Annotated in this window: 18 protein-coding genes; 5 read left to right on the forward strand and 13 right to left on the reverse strand. The window is 34.7% G+C overall.

Translation table 11 applies throughout. The features are described from left to right. Positions 1-8: 8 nt before the first annotated feature. The 4 genes from GQR94_RS05370 to argH all read left to right on the forward strand — a co-directional run bounded on the left by GQR94_RS05370 (position 9) and on the right by argH (position 4,245). Positions 9-950 carry an acetylornithine carbamoyltransferase gene (locus GQR94_RS05370; protein WP_158974507.1) on the forward strand — a complete coding sequence of 314 codons (942 nt, stop codon included), beginning with the start codon at positions 9-11 and terminating at the stop codon, positions 948-950. A gap of 40 nt (positions 951-990) precedes the next feature. After that, entirely contained in the window at positions 991-1,815 is an 825-nt protein-coding gene (argB, locus tag GQR94_RS05375) for an acetylglutamate kinase (RefSeq protein WP_158974508.1), read from the forward strand. Positions 1,816-1,817: 2 nt separating this feature from the next. Then, positions 1,818-2,888 (forward strand): M20/M25/M40 family metallo-hydrolase, encoded by a 1,071-nt coding sequence (locus tag GQR94_RS05380; protein ID WP_158974509.1) that lies wholly within the window; start codon positions 1,818-1,820, stop codon positions 2,886-2,888. 76 nt (positions 2,889-2,964) lie between these two features. After that, positions 2,965-4,245 (forward strand): argininosuccinate lyase, encoded by a 1,281-nt coding sequence (argH, locus tag GQR94_RS05385; RefSeq protein WP_158974510.1) that lies wholly within the window; start codon positions 2,965-2,967, stop codon positions 4,243-4,245. Positions 4,246-4,774: 529 nt separating this feature from the next. Here the strand turns inward: argH and GQR94_RS05390 are convergent. The 6 genes from GQR94_RS05390 to GQR94_RS05415 all read right to left on the reverse strand — a co-directional run bounded on the left by GQR94_RS05390 (position 4,775) and on the right by GQR94_RS05415 (position 10,178). Further along, entirely contained in the window at positions 4,775-5,191 is a 417-nt protein-coding gene (locus tag GQR94_RS05390; RefSeq protein WP_158974511.1) for a hypothetical protein, read from the reverse strand. A gap of 11 nt (positions 5,192-5,202) precedes the next feature. Beyond that, positions 5,203-6,045, reverse strand: coding sequence for a pseudouridine synthase (locus tag GQR94_RS05395; protein WP_158974512.1), 843 nt, complete (start codon positions 6,043-6,045; stop codon positions 5,203-5,205). Positions 6,046-6,144: 99 nt separating this feature from the next. After that, on the reverse strand, positions 6,145-7,095 hold the full coding sequence (locus GQR94_RS05400) for a carbon-nitrogen hydrolase family protein (RefSeq protein ID WP_158974513.1): 951 nt from the start codon (positions 7,093-7,095) through the stop codon (positions 6,145-6,147). Then, entirely contained in the window at positions 7,096-8,001 is a 906-nt protein-coding gene (locus GQR94_RS05405) for a geranylgeranylglycerol-phosphate geranylgeranyltransferase (protein ID WP_158974514.1), read from the reverse strand. It lies immediately after the preceding gene. Between the two features lie 11 nt (positions 8,002-8,012). Then, complete coding sequence (locus tag GQR94_RS05410; RefSeq protein WP_158974515.1) at positions 8,013-8,951, reverse strand: mevalonate kinase; 939 nt, start codon at positions 8,949-8,951, stop codon at positions 8,013-8,015. A 132-nt stretch (positions 8,952-9,083) separates the two neighbouring features. After that, the gene (locus GQR94_RS05415) at positions 9,084-10,178 is read right to left on the reverse strand and encodes a diphosphomevalonate/mevalonate 3,5-bisphosphate decarboxylase family protein (protein WP_158974516.1); all 1,095 of its coding nucleotides are present in this window, start codon (positions 10,176-10,178) and stop codon (positions 9,084-9,086) included. Between the two features lie 99 nt (positions 10,179-10,277). Between GQR94_RS05415 and GQR94_RS05420 the strand changes: the two genes are divergently transcribed. Beyond that, positions 10,278-10,751 (forward strand): TspO/MBR family protein, encoded by a 474-nt coding sequence (locus tag GQR94_RS05420; protein WP_158974517.1) that lies wholly within the window; start codon positions 10,278-10,280, stop codon positions 10,749-10,751. Here GQR94_RS05420 and GQR94_RS05425 read toward each other — a convergent pair. The 7 genes from GQR94_RS05425 to GQR94_RS05455 are packed head-to-tail and all read right to left on the reverse strand — an operon-like array spanning position 10,744 to position 19,301. Next, positions 10,744-11,292, reverse strand: coding sequence for a DUF1697 domain-containing protein (locus GQR94_RS05425; RefSeq protein ID WP_158974518.1), 549 nt, complete (start codon positions 11,290-11,292; stop codon positions 10,744-10,746). The two genes, GQR94_RS05420 and GQR94_RS05425, sit on opposite strands and share 8 nt — an antisense overlap. 5 nt (positions 11,293-11,297) lie before the next feature. Continuing rightward, positions 11,298-12,584, reverse strand: coding sequence for an NAD(P)/FAD-dependent oxidoreductase (locus tag GQR94_RS05430; protein WP_158974519.1), 1,287 nt, complete (start codon positions 12,582-12,584; stop codon positions 11,298-11,300). Positions 12,585-12,587: 3 nt separating this feature from the next. After that, entirely contained in the window at positions 12,588-13,283 is a 696-nt protein-coding gene (locus tag GQR94_RS05435; RefSeq protein WP_233268642.1) for a glycerophosphodiester phosphodiesterase family protein, read from the reverse strand. 54 nt (positions 13,284-13,337) lie between these two features. Further along, the gene (locus GQR94_RS05440; protein ID WP_158974521.1) at positions 13,338-15,209 is read right to left on the reverse strand and encodes an alpha-amylase family protein; all 1,872 of its coding nucleotides are present in this window, start codon (positions 15,207-15,209) and stop codon (positions 13,338-13,340) included. A gap of 11 nt (positions 15,210-15,220) precedes the next feature. Beyond that, complete coding sequence (locus tag GQR94_RS05445) at positions 15,221-17,533, reverse strand: glycoside hydrolase family 65 protein (protein WP_158974522.1); 2,313 nt, start codon at positions 17,531-17,533, stop codon at positions 15,221-15,223. A gap of 58 nt (positions 17,534-17,591) precedes the next feature. Further along, positions 17,592-18,254 carry a beta-phosphoglucomutase gene (gene pgmB, locus GQR94_RS05450; protein WP_158974523.1) on the reverse strand — a complete coding sequence of 221 codons (663 nt, stop codon included), beginning with the start codon at positions 18,252-18,254 and terminating at the stop codon, positions 17,592-17,594. Between the two features lie 18 nt (positions 18,255-18,272). Continuing rightward, positions 18,273-19,301: a LacI family DNA-binding transcriptional regulator gene (locus GQR94_RS05455; RefSeq protein WP_158974524.1), complete on the reverse strand. Its 1,029-nt coding sequence runs from the start codon at positions 19,299-19,301 to the stop codon at positions 18,273-18,275. Between the last annotated feature and the right edge of the window lie 73 nt (positions 19,302-19,374).

A 19,374-nucleotide genomic window follows, 5' to 3' on the forward strand; every position in this document is an offset into this window, starting at 1 on the left:
ACAGTATCATGAAGCATTACACTAGCATTCAAGACATAGATTCGCTCCCAAATTGGGTAAAAGAAGCAAGAGCATTAAAAGCAACACCTAAAGCATTTAAAAACCTAGGAGCAGATAAAACAATCTGCTTATTATTTTTTAACAACAGCCTTAGAACCCGCTTGAGTACTCAAAAAGCAGCTACGAATTTAGGTTTAGAAGTTATGGTTATGAACTTTGGAAGTGAGGGCTGGGCTTTAGAATATGGCGATGGTACTGTAATGGATCAAGGCACATCGGAACATATTAAAGAAGCAGCACAGGTAGTTTCTCAATTTTGCGATGTTGTTGCTATTCGTGCCTTTGCCTCTTTAACCGATAAAGAAAAAGACGAAGCCGAGCTAGTCCTTAATGGGTTTAAAAAATATACGAGTATCCCTGTAGTAAATATGGAGAGTTCTGTTGGACACCCATTGCAAGCACTTGCAGATGCAATCACTATAAGTGAACAAAACACTAAAGCAAAACCAAAAGTGGTCCTTTCATGGGCACCGCACCCAAAAGCATTACCACATGCAGTTGCAAACTCTTTTACAGAGATGATGTTAAAACAAGAGGCCGATTTTGTGATTACACATCCCGAAGGCTACGAACTAAATCCTGAAATTACTAAAGATGCAACAATAGAATATGACCAAAAGAAAGCTCTTGAAAATGCAGATTTTGTGTACGTAAAAAATTGGAGCAGTTATAAAGTGTACGGTCAAGTAATCAACCAAGATAAAAGCTGGATGATGACCAAAGAAAAATTAGGTACCGCTAAATTTATGCACTGCCTGCCTGTTCGTAGAAATGTAGTTGTGGAAGATGCCGTATTAGACTCAGACCAAAGTATTGTAATAGAACAAGCAAATAACAGAACGTACGCTGCCCAAATTGTATTAAAAAAAATTCTTGAGAACCTCAACTAATACTAGCAAGAGAAAGGAATAACAAACTTAATCTAGAAAAATGAAGTCAAATTCAACCGAAAATATAAGTCTTCCCCTTGGGGAGAAAAAGAGGGCATTATCAGTTGTAAAAATAGGTGGGAATGTCATTGAAAACAGTATTGAACTTGATAAGTTCTTAGCTTTATTTTCTAAAATAGTTGGCCCTAAAATTTTGGTTCACGGTGGTGGCAAATTAGCCACACAATTAGCTAATAAACTAGGAATTGAATCTCAGCTCGTAAATGGGAGACGAATTACCGATGGAGAAAGTATTGACATCATCACTATGGTATATGGCGGATTAACAAACAAAACTATTGTTGCCAAATTACAAGCATATAGTTGTAATGCCATAGGACTTAGTGGTGCAGATGGGAATGCTATTCAAGCACATAAGCGACCTGTAAAAGAAATAGATTACGGCTTTGTTGGTGATATTGACGGAATTAACGCAGAATTAATTGATTCCTTATTAAAAGTAGGTTTAACTCCTGTATTCTGCGCTTTATCGCATGATGGTCATGGACAGATTTTAAATACCAATGCCGATACCATTGCTTCTGAGATTGCTATAGGCATGGGAGAAAAATACGCCACAACCTTATACTATTGTTTTGAGAAAAAGGGAGTTCTCTTAGATATTAAAGATGAATATTCTGTAGTGACACATATTAACACCGTAAAATATGAAGAACTACTGGATCAAAAAATTATCGCAGATGGTATGCTTCCAAAATTGGAAAATTGCTTTCATGCCTTACATCATAATGTACATAAAGTGTGTTTGGGTGATTTAGAAATGATAGACGAAGATGCACAATTGTTTACCACAATAACCTTATAATTATGAATCAAAAGCAACTTACCGAAAAAGCAATCGATTTACTAAAACAATTAATTAGTATTCAATCTTTTTCAACCGAAGAAGACAAAACCGCTGAGGCCATTCAAGATTGGTTTACTTTTTTTGAGATACCATTTACAAGAGACAACAACAATGTATATGCTAAAAATAAATTTTGGGATGATACAAAACCAACATTGCTTTTAAATTCACATCATGACACGGTAAAACCCAATCAAGCCTATACGAAAGATCCATTTCTGCCACATGTTGAGGATGGAAAATTGTATGGTTTGGGCAGTAATGATGCTGGTGGTTGTTTGGTTTCTCTACTCGCTACTTTCTCTCATTTTTATGCTTCAGAAAATCTAAATCACAACATACTAATGGTAGCTTCTGCTGAAGAAGAGAATGCTGGAGTGAATAGCTTAAGAGGGCTTTTACCTTCATTACCACATATAGATGTAGCGATCGTTGGCGAACCTACATTAATGAATTTAGCCATTGCTGAAAAAGGTTTGGTTGTTTTTGATGCTGTGGTAAAAGGCACTCCATCGCATGCCGCTCATCCTAATAATGACAATGCCATTTATAATACGATTGCTGTTTTAGAATGGTTTAAAAATTACAGCTTTAAAAAAACTTCAGAAGCCTTAGGAGAAGTAAAAATGACAGTCACCCAAATTAAAGCAGGGAGTCAGCATAACGTCGTACCATCACAAGTAGATTTAGTCGTTGACGTCCGCGTCAATGATTGTTATACTAATTTAGAAATCGCTACGATGCTTAAAACGGAAGCCCCTTGTGTTTTACAAGAACGCGGATTAAAACTAAATTCGTCCAAAATTAATAAAGACCATGCTTTGGTACAGTCAGGAATTGCTCTGGGAAGAGAAACGTACGGCTCTCCTACCCTTTCTGACCAAGCAGCACTTACGTGCCAATCATTAAAATTAGGACCAGGAGATAGCACGCGTTCACATTCAGCAGACGAATTTATCTTTGTGAATGAAATAGAAGAAGGCGTAGATTTGTATATTAAAATTTTAGAAGGATTTATTGAACAGAATTGAGTACTAAGTACAAAGTATTAAGTTTCACTTGATATTAACCTTTGTACTTAATACTAACTACTTAATACTTAAGATTATGAAACTTTGGGATAAAGGATTTAGCACAGATAAAAAAATAGACCATTTTACGGTAGGTAATGATCGTGAATTAGATTTATTATTAGCTAAATATGATGTAATTGCATCTACAGCACATGCCAAAATGTTAGGCAAGATTGGTTTATTAACGAAAGATGAAACCGAAAGCCTTGTAAAAGAACTTGCCAATATTGGTAAAAGTATTGAAAAAGGAGAATTTATCATTGAAGATTCTTTTGAAGATATGCATTCTAAAATCGAGTATGTGCTAACGGAAAAGCTAGGCGATACTGGTAAAAAAATTCACACAGCACGTTCTCGAAACGATCAGGTTTTAGTAGCAATGCATTTGTATTTAAAGAATGAGTTAGCAGAAATAAAATCTGAGACAAAAATACTTTTTGATCTATTATTAAATTTAGCCGATAAATATAAGTCGGTTTTAATTCCTGGTTACACCCATTTACAAATTGCGATGCCATCTTCTTTTGGCTTGTGGTTTTCTGCCTATGCAGAAAGTTTAATTGATGATTTGTATTTTATTGATGCAGCATACAAAATTGCAGACCAAAATCCATTAGGTAGCGCCGCTGGTTATGGTAGCTCTTTCCCAGTTGATAGAACTTTCACCACAAAAGAAATGGGTTTTGCTAACTTAAAATATAATGTTGTTGCCGCACAAATGGGACGTGGAAAAGTGGAAAAAGCTACTGCTTTCGGCATCAGCAGTATTGCTGCTACCCTTTCTAAAATGGGCATGGATATCTGCTTATATATGAGTCAGAATTTCAATTTTATTTCTTTCCCAGACGAGCTTACTACAGGTTCTAGCATTATGCCACATAAGAAAAATCCTGATGTTTTTGAGTTGGTACGTGGTAAATGCAACAGGCTGCAAGGGGTACCTAATCAATTAGCCTTAATCTTAACCAATTTGCCGAGTGGCTACCACAGAGATTTGCAGTTGGTAAAAGAAGTTATTATTCCTGCAATTCAAGACCTAAGAGCTTGTATAGAAATCTTAACTTTCAGTTTAAAAGAAGTTAAGGTGAATGAGAACATCCTTGACGATCCTAAATATGATTACTTATTTAGTGTAGACACCTTAAATGAATTGGTTTTAGGTGGCATTCCTTTTCGTGATGCCTACAAACAAATGGGAACTGAAATTTACGAAGGTAGATTTACCCCAAAGCGCGATATAAAACATACACACGAAGGTAGTTTGGGTAATTTATGCTTGAATGAAATTCGGAAAAAAATGGAAGATATCATGTAACCGCTAAGTTCAAAATAAATTAAGCGCTTATGCATTTCTTATGTATAAGCCCTTTTATTTTAGGCGTTCTTTAAAAATGACCCCTATTACAACATTTACAAAAAATAGTACCTGAGCAATTATAAAAAACAGGATCCCAAATAGATTTAATACATCAGGATATACTGTAATCTCATAAAATCTTTTGGTGGGATTTAAAAAATTTACATTACTATACTGTGATAAGATTAACCCTAAGGCTAGTAAACTCAAAATTAAATGAAGAGTACTTAACCAAGGAAATAATTTCTTTTTAAAAAAGATTATGGAGTAATATCCAGTGCCACAGAACAAAAGCCAAGAACCTAATATTAAATAGATATGGTTCTTTAAAATGACATAGAAGGCATCGTATATATAAAAATCGAGGGTGCTTTCACTTCCAAAGTAATGAATAAAAACACACTCAATCATCAGCAAAAAGCCGAAGGTCCAAAATATAATATGAGGTTTTACTCTATCTATAAGTACCCGCGCTCTACATATCAATCTACTTAACCCTCGCCTTTAAAACAGTCGCGATAGCTATATTTACAAAGTAGATAGTTTGTGCAAGTAAAAAGATTAAAATAGAGCCCCAAGCGATTGCGCTTTCTACGCCATCATTATTCGTAAACTGATCTACAACGATACCTAGCAAACTTAATAAGGTTGCTCCTAAATGAATTTTAGTAAGGGAATAGATCGGTGTTATTTTATACTTATGCAAAATAAAATAGCCAAATCCACATAGTAAAAACCAAAGTGATCCTAATAAAAATATATGAGAATGTGCCACTACTAAATACGTATCACCAATAGTCAGCAGAAAATTGGTGTCAATCTTAAAGAAATACGAAATACAACAGCCTATTGCCAACAAGGCTCCAATAAACCATAAAACGAAATGCGGCTTGTTCTTTAACATTTAAGCTAATATTATTTTATCATTCCTAAATTGATAATTTCTTGCTCTGTTAAAGGCCTCCAATGTCCACGTGGTAAATCCTTCTTTGTAAGTCCCGCATAAACCACAAGGTCTAGCTTAACCACATCGTAGTCTAATTTTTCAAATAGTCTACGTACAATATTATTTCTTGTACTGAATATTTCAATCCCTACCTGCGTTTTAGGAGCATTCTCGATATAACTAATATCTTGTATTCTTACAATACTCTCTTCTATCTCAATACCTTCTTTTATACGCTTAAGGTCTGTACTTTTCAAAGGTTTAGTCAACTCTACGTGAAATATTTTACGCAAGCCATTTTTAGGTGAATTTAAACGAGCTGTTAAATCTCCATCATTAGTAAACAACAATAAGCCTGTTGAAGCCTTATCCATCTTACCTACAGGAAGTAATTTTGCTTTTGATGCATTTGAAACTAAGCCCATTGCAGTACGGTTACCAGCACCATCCCTTGTAGAGGTCGCAAAATCTTTAGGCTTATTAAGAACTACATATTCTTTTTTGATTGGATTTAAAAGTCGACCATCGAAACGAACTTCGTCAGATAACTGCACTTTATATCCCATTTCAATAATAGGTTTCCCATTAACAGTAACACTACCAGCAGCAATATAGATATCAGCCTCTCTACGAGAACAAACACCTGAATTTGCTACATATCTATTTAGTCTTAAAACATTAGGGTTAGAAGGCTTTCTTGTTTCAATCTTCTTTTTCATTGGAGCATTGCCTCTGGCATAGCTCTTCTTTCTAAATGTACCTCCCTGTCTTCCTGATGACTTATTATCATTATTGGAATCTGACCTACTCATAACTAAAATATTTCCGCAAAGGTAATAAAGGAAATCGGATGTATAAGCAATCTAGCTCGTGATTTAACTGTCTCGGTTAGATAAACTTAAAAATAAATGTCAATCGTTGTACGCTACAGTAGATTGTCGCTCTCTATTCACTGTTAACTTGGTAACATCTGGTCTAGAGTAATGACCTACTACATCAAAATTCTGACGCTCTTCATACACCCTATTGAAATCTAAAGTATGATAGATAAGCCCTTCGGTATCCAAAACAGGTTCCACTAGCCATTCTCCATCCGGTCCTGCTATGCAAGACCCTCCATTTGCCAAAACTTCAGAAGATTTTTCTAAGATTGCTTCTATATGTGGAGTAGCTTTAGGGAAATCTGTTTTCTTCATTAAAGAAGATACCGAAATTACAAAACTACGCGACTCACGTGCGATAAAACGGGTAATATCTTTCGTGTTATGATCACTACCAGGCCACACGGCTATATGTAGGTTTTCGCCTAAACCATAAAGTGCTGTTCTGGGTAAGGGCATCCAATTTTCCCAACAATTTAATCCACCCACTGTAAATTCCTTTAAGGGATGAACTTGCAACCCATTACCATCTCCTGGAGCCCAAGTTAAACGCTCATCGTAGGTAGGTTGTAGTTTACGATGAACAGATTTTATTTCACCCAATTCATTAATATAAACTAAAGAGCAGTAAATACTATGACCACCTCTATTTTTTGCACGCTCCATAATCCCCAAATAAATGGCAATACTATGCTCTTTTGCCAAATTACAAACCGAGTCTAGTTCTCCTGCTTCTACCTGTATAGCATTACGAACATAATGTGCATGAATTTCTTTATTTACTTTTAAATCCCAGGCAGCACCGTCAGTTAATGCCAACCAAAAAGGATACCCTGGTAATAAGGCTTCCCCAAAAACTATTAATTCTGCTTTTTGGGCTGCCGCCTCTGCAATGGAAGTTTCTATTTTCTTTAGGGTTGCTTCTTTATCTAACCAAACTGGAGCAATTTGCGCCAATGCCACTTTTAGTAAATTATTCATTTATAAAATTCTATTTAATACCAGGTTTACATTGATCAACAAGATACTAAAAACCCCAGCTATAATTATAAATTTAAGAATATTATGCAGTAAGATATAATGCTTTTTAGAATCGGAACGCAACAACAAAACAAGACATAACAATAACAAGATAACGCAGGCTATAAAATAGATATACATGTAGCCAACATCAAACTTTAAAATTAATAACAGCGATGGGATTAAGGTTAATAAAAACAAGATGCCTATAATAGTTTTTGATGTATTTTCTCCGTAAAGAATCGGAATCGTTTTATAATTCTGAGCAATATCACCCGCTATGTTTTCTAAATCTTTAATTAATTCCCGTGCTAGAATTACTAAAAACAAAAATAGGGCATGAACAAATATTACATGTTCAAAATTCCTATAGTATACAAAAACCACGAAAAAAGGTGCTACTGCTAGCGTTGCGGATATGAAATTTCCAATAAACGGAATTCTTTTTAGCTTGTGGGAATAAATCCAAATTCCGAATATATAAGACGAAAAAAATAAAACTGCTTTAAAAGAAACATAGCTTGCTACAAGAACGGATAGAAAATTTAAAACAAAATAAGTGCTTAGTTTAAAACGCTGACTTACCAGCCTATCCAACATTGTTTTATGTGGTTTATTAATTAAATCTTTCTCAGCGTCGTAAAAATTATTGATAATATATCCTGCCGCAATGACCATAGCAGAGGATAACACTATAAGGAAAAGATTGAAATCAAAAACTACTTTACGCAGCGGTAAATTAGGTGATAAAATATAGATAGATGCTAAATATTGAGCGATTACAATAATTAAAATATTGTATCCTCTAACTACTGAAAACAGACTCAATAACTTTAAAAGCAGGAGCTTGTTTTTTCTATTAAGCATGCGGAATTTTTTTAGAAGTTATATACTACTTCTAATTTATGACCATTTAAAGACTTTTTGGCCTTCTCAAAATCTTCCGTAAACCCTAAGATATAACCACCACCACCAGAACCACAAAGTTTCAAGTAATATTCGTTAGTATCAATTCCGTGTTTCCAAAGTTTATGAAACTCAACGGGGATCATAGGTTTAAAGTTATCTAAAACAACGTGAGAAAGTTGCTTTAAATTTCCAAAAAGAGAACTCATGTTACCACTTACAAAATCTTCAACACAAGCATCTGTATGTTTTATAAATTGTTCTTTCAACATCTTACGGAAGCCTTTTTCTTTCATTTGTTCCATAAAAATTTGAACCATTGGTGCCGTTTCTCCAACGATACCACTATCTAACAAAAATACTGCACCTTTACCTTCCGCATTTTGAGAAGGGATGCTGGTAGATTCTATATTATCTTTAGAATTAATTAAAATTGGGAGGCTTAAGTAACTATTTAAAGGATCTAAACCTGAAGACTTTCCGTGAAAAAATGACTCCATTTTTCCGAATACGGTCTTTAAAGTCAGTAATTTTTCTCTAGTAAGATTCTCTAGAACTGTAATTTTATCAAAGGCATATTTGTCGTAAATAGCAGCAACTAAAGCACCACTACTCCCTACACCGTACCCTTGTGGGATAGAGCTATCAAAATACATTCCTTCTGCCACATCCTTTTTAAGAAGTACTATATCAAAAACTACTAAATCTGGATTTTTTACCGATAATTCTTCAAGATATACTGCAAAACGGTCTAAACTACTGTTAGATTTTTTTGCTTCATCTGATAGGTTATCATCAGATTTTAAAGCTCCTTTAAAGAAGTTATAAGGTATGGAAAGCCCCTTGGAATCTTTTATAATTCCATATTCTCCGAAAAGTAAAATTTTTGAATAAAATAATGGTCCCTTCACCTTTTGATTGTTTTGACTTCGTACTAAATTAACAAATTATTACAATTTAAATGATCTTCAACAAACTTATAATTGTTACGATCACTTCATGCCTCATTCAATAACGCAAATAATTGCCTTTAATTACACTCGTTATGCATTCATTTTTAATTGTTTAGCACCAAATCCAATTCTGTCGCAAATATACTGCTGGTTTTCACAATATGCAATTAACTCTTCTTGAATAAATTGAAAAACGGTGTCTTTCTCATTTTCAGGATAAAGTACATGAACATTTGCTCCTGCATCTAAAGTAAAGCAAACATTAGTACCAGATTTCTCTCTGAATTCCCAAATCTTATTGATAATCTCCAAGGTATTTGGTTTCATTAAGATAAAATAAGGCATACTCGTCATCATCATGGCATGCAAGGTTAACGCTTCACTCTCTACGATGGCTATAAATTCTTTTAAATTTCCACTTTTAAAAACAGTAATCAACTTATCTAAATTTTCATGCGCTTGCTCAAAACGCTTTGTTGCGAATGGATGATTATGCATTAAATTATGCCCTACGGTACTACTTACTTGTTTCTGACCTTTATCTACTAATAAGATAGTATCATGAAAACGTCTAAAATTATCATGAACTTCATAAGGGTATTTAATGCCGAATAAATCTGAACTTCCTTCCGTTTTTTCATGTTTTCCCCACTGTACAATATCACCTTCTATACTTCTGCACGCACTGCCCGACCCTAATCTGGCTAAAAAGGATGCCTTCTTAATAAAATAATCATCGCTCATTTCAGGATTAAGTTGTTTCTCTAAAGCTACCAAACACAAGGCTAAAGCAGACATTCCGCTTGCGGAAGAAGCGATACCACTGCTGTGTGGAAAAGAATTTGATGTTTCTATAGTGAAATGATATTCTTTTAAAAATGGCAAATAAGCTGCTATTCTAGAAAAAAAAGTTTTGATTTTCGGTTTAAAATCTTCCTTTGATTTTCCTTCAAATAACAAATCAAATGAATAATCATCATTTAAATTTTTTGCTTTTTTAAAAGAAACCGTAGTTGTTGTTGCACAAGCATCTAGCGTAAAGCTAATAGAAGGATTTTGTGGTAATTGATTTTCTTTTTTCCCCCAATATTTAACCAAAGCTATATTACTAGGTGATTTGTAGCTTACTTTACCTTCCTTAATCGTATGGTTATATGCCGAAGGAATAAAGTCTTTTTCAATCATGAAATTTCAATTTTGTTACAAAGATAGTTTTTAAGTACTATTCCATTATTATCAATAGAATTAAATCACTATTTTAGTTGTGAGACAGCCACTTGTATTGTGAAAAGACAAATATATTATATCAGCATTGCTATTGCCATTTGTTTGGTGATAGGATTTCTATCTGGTTTTGCCACAAAGGCATCTATATTAGATTGGTACCCTGCACTTAATAAGCCTAGCTTTAATCCGCCTAATGCTATTTTTGCTCCCGTTTGGAGCGTTTTATATGTAATGATGGGTATTGCCGCAGGATTAGTTTGGGCTAAGGGTTTTCATCACATTTGGGTACAAACAGCCTTGTATCATTTTATTTTTCAATTACTCTTCAACGCTTTGTGGAGTATTGTCTTTTTCGGATTGAAAGAACCTTTTTGGGCGTTAATTGTAATTCTGACCCTTTTGGTGCTAATCATACTAACTATCCGCTGGTTTAAAGTCGTAAATACTACAGCCGCCTATCTCCTTGTTCCGTATTTACTTTGGGTTTGCTTTGCTACAGTACTGAACTATAAAATATGGGAGCTTAATTAGCAGCTTTTGATAGTGCCGCTAATTGAGACATTGTTTTAAAATTTCTTGTTGTCGCCTGAACCTTTAATTTACGTTCAAAAAAATTGTTATTACATTTGGCTTTCCCGTACCCCACTTTACAATTTAAATAGATACATTTTGAAGAAATTGTAAATTCTTCATTCGGAAATAGTTCTGAGTTGAGCATTTGGACTAAAGCAGCATCTGCCTTTGTTTTCAGAAGCACAAAATAACTGTGATTAGCTTCTATAATTTCTGGATCTAAATATGATGAATCTTCTATAATTTCCTCAAATTCTTTCGCCTCAAATAGTAATACAGGAACTTCAAATTTATAGGTTTCAAAAATTAACATCCCTATACTGTCTTCTAAACTTGATTTTGAGGTTTCTACTGAGTTAAAAACCACATTCCCACTTTGAATATAGGTCTGAATGTTTTGCAAACCTAACTTCTCTAAAGATTGCTTCAGGTCTGCCATCTTCATCTTTTTCTGACCAGAAACATTTATGCCGCGTAAAAGTAAAATATAGGTTTTCATGAAAATTATTTTTCAGCCGCAATTGCCTGAGCTGCAATATATCCGCTAGTCCAGGCATTTTGAAAATTAAAACCACCCGTTATTGCATCAACATTAATAACTTCTCCGGCAAAAAATAAATTAGCAACTACCTTACTCTCATAGGTTTTAAAATTGATTTCTTTTAAATCTACACCACCAGCGGTTACAAACTCTTCCTTGAAAGTACTTTTACCATCTACATGATATTCTCCTGCCGTTAATTCTTTAGCCAAGTGTTGAAGCTGAACCTTTGTAACATCTGCCCATTTCACCTCTTCCGAAATGCCAGAAGCTTTTACCAAATTAATCCAAAGTCTTTTAGGAATAGCTACCGCATTTGTACGCAACACAGTCTTTTTAGCCTCTACGTCTTTTACTTGAAGTAACAATTGCAACATTCCTTCCTCTTCGTATTCTGGCAACCAGTTTACCCTAATTTTAAATTTATAACTCCAATCATTTAGCATCCTCGCACCCCATGCAGATAATTTTAAAATTGCTGGACCGCTCATACCCCAATGGGTTATCAATAGAGGGCCATCTGAAACCAATAACGCCTTAGATGCTATTTTACTTTTTAGATGGATACTCACTTTACTAGGTAAGTTTTTTTCTAAAACCTCTACGGAGGCATGAGTACTTACCCCAGGAATGCTCGCTATACGAGCGTCTTTAATATTAAATGTAAATAATGACGGGACTGGTGGCACTATCGTATGCCCTAATTTCTCTAAAAGCTTCCATATTTTTGGATTACTCCCTGTAGCTACTAAAAGCTTTTTAGCGTAATATTTTTTCTGAATAGATGCTATCATCCAACCACCTAAGGGTGATGCTTCAGATTTCTGAACAGTCTCAATTGCCACTACAGAACTGTTTCTAAGCAATTTTACTCCTAAGCGTTCTGTTTCACTCGTAAAACAATCAATAATAGTTTGTGACGTATTACTTTCTGGAAACATTCTTCCATCTTCTTCTATCTTAAGTGTAATTCCTCTTTTATCAAAAAAAGCAATTGTATCTCCACTACAATACGTATGAAAAGGGCCTCGCAATTCTTTTTCTCCTCTAGGATAGTTTTTCACCAATTCATTAGGATCAAATTCTGCGTGTGTCACATTGCAGCGTCCGCCACCAGAAACTTTAACTTTCGTTAATACTTCCTTACCACGCTCTAATATGGCAATTTTCAGTGCTGGATTTGCCTCTGCGATATGAATCGCAGCATAATAACCGGCCGCTCCACCCCCCACTATAATTACATCAAACATTAATTATTTTATTCTTTCTGGAAAGTTGGTAAACATACCATCTACACCTATTCGTTTCATTTCATCAATTGCCTCAGGCTTGTTTACGGTCCAAGGGTAAATTTTAAACCCTGCTGCTCTTATCTCATTAGCTATTTCCAAATTTAATTTTTCGTAATCAGGGTTAATCGCAACTGCCTTTAATTCTTTTGCTACGGGAATTGCCTCAAGTGGGTCATCATTTTCAATGAGCACTGCTATTGAAATAGTAGCATTTTCTGCTCGCATTAGTTTAAGTTCTTCCCAATTAAAGCTAGAAATTAAAAAATCATCTAAAGACCATCCTTTTTGAAGGTATCCTGCAATAATACGATTAACATCTTTGGCAGTCCCTGCTCCTTTTAATTCAATATTTAAAGGAACCTGCCTATCTATTACCGCTATTACATCCGTAAGCAAAGGTATCTTATGATTTCCTGTAACCGTAATCTTCTGCAGTTGCTCCCAAGTATATTCTTCTATATTTCCTATCCCGTCTGTTAAACGTTCGACAACATCATCATGAAAAACAACGATTTCTCCGCTTGCAATTTTAAAGACATCTATCTCTATCATATCTACCCCTAACTCCAAAGCCTTTTGGATTGAAGGAATTGTATTTTCAGTCTCGTGGCCCATTGCACCGCGATGCCCAATAACCAAAGGTGATTTATTTTCCATACACGAACAAGCTAGAAGTAAAATGAGGAACGAATATATAATTTTCATTTTCTATTATTTTAATTTGAAAATAAATGACTCCAACGGTTTTATCTGTATTGAGAATTCACCTGTTTTATTTTCATTGACAATCAAATTAGGCTTCATCGTCTGATATAATTGATCTTCCATCGCGTATTTTCCCGGAGCAAGCGCCCATTTTTCAATCATGAACTCTGGCACTTTTAAGGTAAAATCATACGCCTTTTCTTTATCAAAATTTGTCACTATTATTAGTTTTTCATCAGCAGACCATCTACAAAAAGTAAATATACGATGATCATAACCTGGAGTATTATCCTTGTTATAATAATGAATTTCTTGATACTCGCCCATTAAAGCATTACTTTGAATGGTAAAATTTAATAAGCGTTTATAGAAATCACGTAAGCTTTTTTCTTCTGCTGTGGATTGTCCTCCATCAAACTTTTTATTATTTACCCAGCGTTGAAATGTAGGCACGCCAATATAATCAAAGATTGATGTTCTACTTGGGCTCCCAAAACCTGCTTTTTCTGCACCAGGCTCCCCCACTTCTTGTCCAAAATAAATCATGGTGGGCGCAGTACTTAATGTAGCAGACACCACCATTGCCGGTTTTGCTATTTTAGCATCGCCTGTAAATTCAGGACTCGCAATGCGTTGCTCATCATGATTTTCTAAAAAACGAAGCATATGGTGTTCAATATCTTTCATACCACGTTCTACGGTCTCTATGTGATCTGTCCACCCGTGACCAGCCATAATATGCTTAAGACTATCATATAACTCAACCTTATCATACAGATAGTCCATTTTACCTTTATGAATATACGTTCGATACAAATCAGGGTTATAGACCTCAGCCAATAGAAAAGCATTTGGATTTTTCATTTTGATACTAGAATTCATGTAGCTCCAAAATTCAACGGGAACCATTTCAGCCATATCAAAACGAAAACCATCAACCCCCATTTCTAACCAATACAGTGCAATATCCTTAAATTTAATCCAAGAATCTGGCACATCTTTATCTTTCCAAAACTCAAAATGTGCTTTATAATCTTTAGCATCAAAACCGTCGGGAAGCAAATCAAAATCATAAGTACCATCAGGTCGAACCCCATAATTAACCTTTACTGTCTCATACCAATCATTCATATCTGGTTGCGCTAAACGCGACCCATTGCCCGTCCATCTGGCAGGAACTTCCTTATATTTTCCATCGGCTAAATCTTCTTTTTCACCTCCTAATGGTTGGTACCCATTTCGCCATTGTGGGACTTGAAATTCAGCATTGGGAATGTAATAGAAATTATTATCTTTTTTATAGACTACCGAGGTATCATCTGATGCGCCAAAAGGTTCCTTTCCCTTCGGCGTGGTTTTCCCTTCATAATTGCGAGCTACATGATTTGGAACGATATCAATAATAAGTTTTAAACCCACTTTATGTGTGCGCTTAATTAATGCCTGAAACTCCTTTAATCTTTTTTTAGGATCATCTGCCAAATCTGGATTTACATTGTAATAATCTTTTACCGCATATGGAGAACCCGCTCTACCTTTCACAATATCTGGATCATCATTAGAAATACCAATTGCTGTGTAATCTCTGATCACATCATGATGAGGAACACCAGTATACCAAATATGTGTTATGCCTAAATCTTTAATTTCGGTCAACGCTTTTTCTGTAAAATCAGAAAATTTACCTACTCCGTTTTCTTCAATAGTACCCCAAGTTTTATTGGTGGTATTTATATTTCCAAAAAGACGCGTGAACACTTGGTACACCACTTCCTTATTTTTAATTGAACTTGTAGGTTTCATGATTTTTTCTTCTTTTTTATCATTCTTACAGGCAAATAGTAAAGCTAAAACGAGTAAAGCGCACCCTTTTTTCATCTAAAAATACCTTAGTTAGAAACTACGGTTTCTTTTTCGGATGCTATAACCACGCGTTTTCCATGAACACGTATTGATGTTTCTTCCGCCCCTTCCAATTGAAATTTAGTCTCTTTTTGCGAAACGGTAACTTTTAGGATCCGATTCCTGAAGTTTATTTTAAACGAATATGCTTCCCATTGTTCTGGGATTCTAGGAATGAAAGATAATTTATCTTCGACCACACGCATACCTCCAAAACCCTCAACAATACTCATCCAAGTACCTGCCATTGACGTAATGTGCAAACCTTCTTCTACTTCCTTATTGTAATCATCCAGATCCAAACGCGAAGTCCGTAAATAGAACCTATAGGCCTGTTGCATTCTATTTAACTTAGACGCTTGTATACTATGTACGCAAGGAGACAATGATGATTCATGTACTGTAAATGGTTCATAAAAATCGAAATGTTTTTCTAGGGCTTCTAAGGAAAATTGATCTTCGAAAAGATAAAACCCCTGCAAGGTATCTGCTTGCTTTATATATGGAGAACGCAAAATACGATCCCAGCTCCATTTTTGATTGATAGGACGCTGAGATTTCGGTAAATTGGCTACTGTTATTAATTCTTTATCTAAAAACCCATCTTGTTGAAGGAAAATATCATGTTCTTTTGAAAACGGAAAATACATGTTTTTAGCTACCTCAGCCCATTTCTCTGTTTCATTATCATTGAGTTTAGTAACCCCAATAATTCTATAGTAATCATCAGAATAGCCGTCTTTTACTTTCTGAAGTTGTTCTAGCGCGTAATTAATACACCATTTTGCTAAATAATTAGTGTACCAGTTGTTGTTGATGTTATTTTCATATTCATTAGGACCCGTAACCCCTAAGATTACATATTTATCTTTCTGTGTAGAAAAAGTAGCTCTCTGATGCCAAAAACGCGCAATACCGATAAGCACCTCTAACCCCATTTCTGGTATATACGTATAATCACCCGTATAACGGTAGTAATTATATATAGCGAAAGCAATAGCACCATTTCTATGGATTTCCTCAAAAGTAATTTCCCATTCGTTATGGCATTCTTCCCCATTCATGGTAACCATTGGATATAATGCTGCTCCATTAGAAAAGCCTAATTTCTGAGCATTTTCAATTGCTTTTTCTAAATGATTGTATCGGTATTCTAGAAGATTACGTGCCACTTTTGGCTCTTTCGTTGCCATATAAAACGGAATACAATACGCTTCTGTGTCCCAATAGGTGCTTCCTCCATACTTTTCCCCCGTAAATCCTTTAGGGCCAATATTCAAACGAGAATCTGTTCCTAAATACGTTTGGTTCAATTGAAAAATATTAAATCGGATACCCTGTTGCGCTTTTACATCGCCAGCGATTGTAATATCACTCATCTCCCAGATTTTTGCCCAAGCTAATTTTTGAGTATCTAAAAGCGCATTAAACCCTAGATTTAATGCCTTTTTTAACGTTGTTTTTGCTGCTGTTATTAATTCTGATGGCTTGTGGTTTCTATCTACAGTGTACCCCCCAAATTTATGAAGCGCAACCGTTTCTCCTTTTTTCACGTGTTGTGTGTAGGAATGTTTAACTAAAAATTCCGTCTTAGATTCTACAGGGGTTTGAATAGTTACTTCGCCATTATAAATCAATTGCGACTGCATAAAGGTACAGGTCGCAAAATTAGTTTTCATGGTATGTGCTTCAATAAAAGCTTGATTTCCTTCTGAAGCAATAGCAGTGGTATTCCAAAATTTATCATCCCAATTACTATCCTCATTGGTAATACCACTATCTAAATAAGGCTCAAAGATTACTTCAACATCCGCTTCAAGCGGAGTTACTTCATACGCTATCGCTCCTATTTCATTAATAGCTAAACTTAAAAATCGGGTTGCCCTAACCTTAATTTTAATATCATTAGGCAAAATGGCTTCAAAAGAACGTTGATACCAACCTTCTTTCATGTTAAGTTCTCGCGTATACCCTGAAACAACTTTACAAGTGTTTAGATCTAAGTATTCTCCATTAATCTCAACATCAATTCCTATCCAGTTAGGTGCATTCAATACTTTTGCAAAGTATTCTGGATACCCATTTTTCCACCACCCCACACGTGTTTTATCCGGATAATAAACACCCGCTATATAGCTTCCTTGAAAGGTGTGACCTGTATATTTCTCTTCAAAATTAGCACGTTGCCCCATAGCACCGTTACCCATACTAAATAAACTTTCGGAAGACTTTACACGTTCTTTATCAAAACCTTCTTCTATAATTGACCAAACATCTGGTTTTATATAATCTTGATTCATTTTCTTAAATTATAATATTTATATGAGATAAAAGCAACTAAAATGATAATGGACCTTACTAATGAACAATAAGTGTATCTAAAAATGCTAGACTTATTTCTGTAAAATCTTTAAAATTATACTTTGCCTCTGAGAGCGTATTAGCATCCCCAATACCTATACTTACCATATGTGCTGCATTCGCAGCTTCTATTCCTGCAACCGCATCTTCAAAAACAATACAATTACTAGGGGCTACCCCTAATTGTTCTGCAGCAATTAAAAACACTTCAGGATCTGGCTTAGCTTTGGTAACATTATTACCGTCTACTATGGTATTAAAATAAGACAATAAGTTTACTTTCTCTAAAATAGGCTTTGCATTTTTACTTGCAGAACCTAAGGCAATAGGAATGTTTTTATTCTTTAGGTATTCTAGTACTTTAGGCACATCTGGTAAAATCTCAGAAGCATTCATATTTTCAATGTAGGCTAGGTAGTCTACATTCTTTTCAATCATCCAAGTATCAAATTGTTCTTGCGTAGCTTTAATTCCACCGATATCTAAAAGTATTTCCAAGCATCGTTTTCTACTTACGCCTTTAAAAAGTTCATTTTGCTCGTGAGTAAACTCAAAACCTAACTCATGGGCTAGTTTTCTCCATGCCAAATAATGATATTTTGCAGTATCTACGATGACTCCGTCTAAATCAAAAATAAAACCTGTTTTAATATTATTCATTTCTAGTGCAACTATTTTTTAAGCATTAAGTGTCGATTCTCTTTCCATTATGGTAGGTTCTAAGATTTCAGTACGATACGTTTCTACCTCATTATCACTTTCTATCTTTTCAATCAACATTTCAGCAGCAATCTCTCCCATTTTTTCCCCATGTTGCGCAACTGCAGTCAATGTAGGGTTTGAGAATTTAGATAAAATACCATCTGTAAAACCTATAAACTCAATATCTTGAGGAATCTTAAATCCTAATTTTTGAGCGATACGCATGCCATGAATGGCATATATTTCGTTTACACACAGAACGGCATCTACTTTTTCATTCTTTAAAAAAGACTCCATTGCATTACCTTCTACACTACTCATAGAAGGCAACTTTAAAATCAGATTTTCCTCTACCTCAATATTAAACTCTTTTAAAGCTTGAAAGTAACCATCGGCCCTTTCTTTACTTACACTCAAATAATCTTCTGTAGCGACTAGAGCAATCCTCTTCTTACCATTTTCTATTAATTTCTTGACAGACCTGTAAGCTCCGTCTCTATCATTAATTAAAACTTTATCACAAGCCACTTGGTCCGTAACCCGATCAAACAGCACTAAAGGAATACCTTGTTCCGTAAGCTCCTTTAGATGGTTGTAATCATTTTTAAGTTGCGTTTCAGAAGATAAAGACATAATAAAACCATCCACACTTCCATTGGCTAGTATTTCCATGTTAATTACTTCCTTATCAAAAGATTCATCTGAGACACATAGGATAACATTGTATCCTTTTTCATTGGCTATCTTCTCTATACCATGAAAAACAGTAGTAAAAAAATGATGAACAATATCTGGAATAATTACCGCGATATTTTTAGTGCTTTTATTCTTTAAACTTATAGCAATATTATTCGGTTTGTAATTGTAAAGCTTTGCAAAAGCTTGAATTTTCTCTTTAGTATCTCTACTAATTTCTTCACTATTTTTAAGTGCCTTAGAAACTGTAGAAATAGAAACTTCCAATTCTCTTGCAATATGCTTTAGTGTTATTTTTCGCTTTAACATGTTTAAATTTTGAGTAGTTAGTTCAATTAATAGGTTAAATTAACATATAAATACGCACCCCATAACAAATATT

This window comes from Cellulophaga sp. L1A9, from assembly GCF_009797025.1.
In the GTDB taxonomy this organism is placed as follows: Bacteria; Bacteroidota; Bacteroidia; order Flavobacteriales; family Flavobacteriaceae; genus Cellulophaga.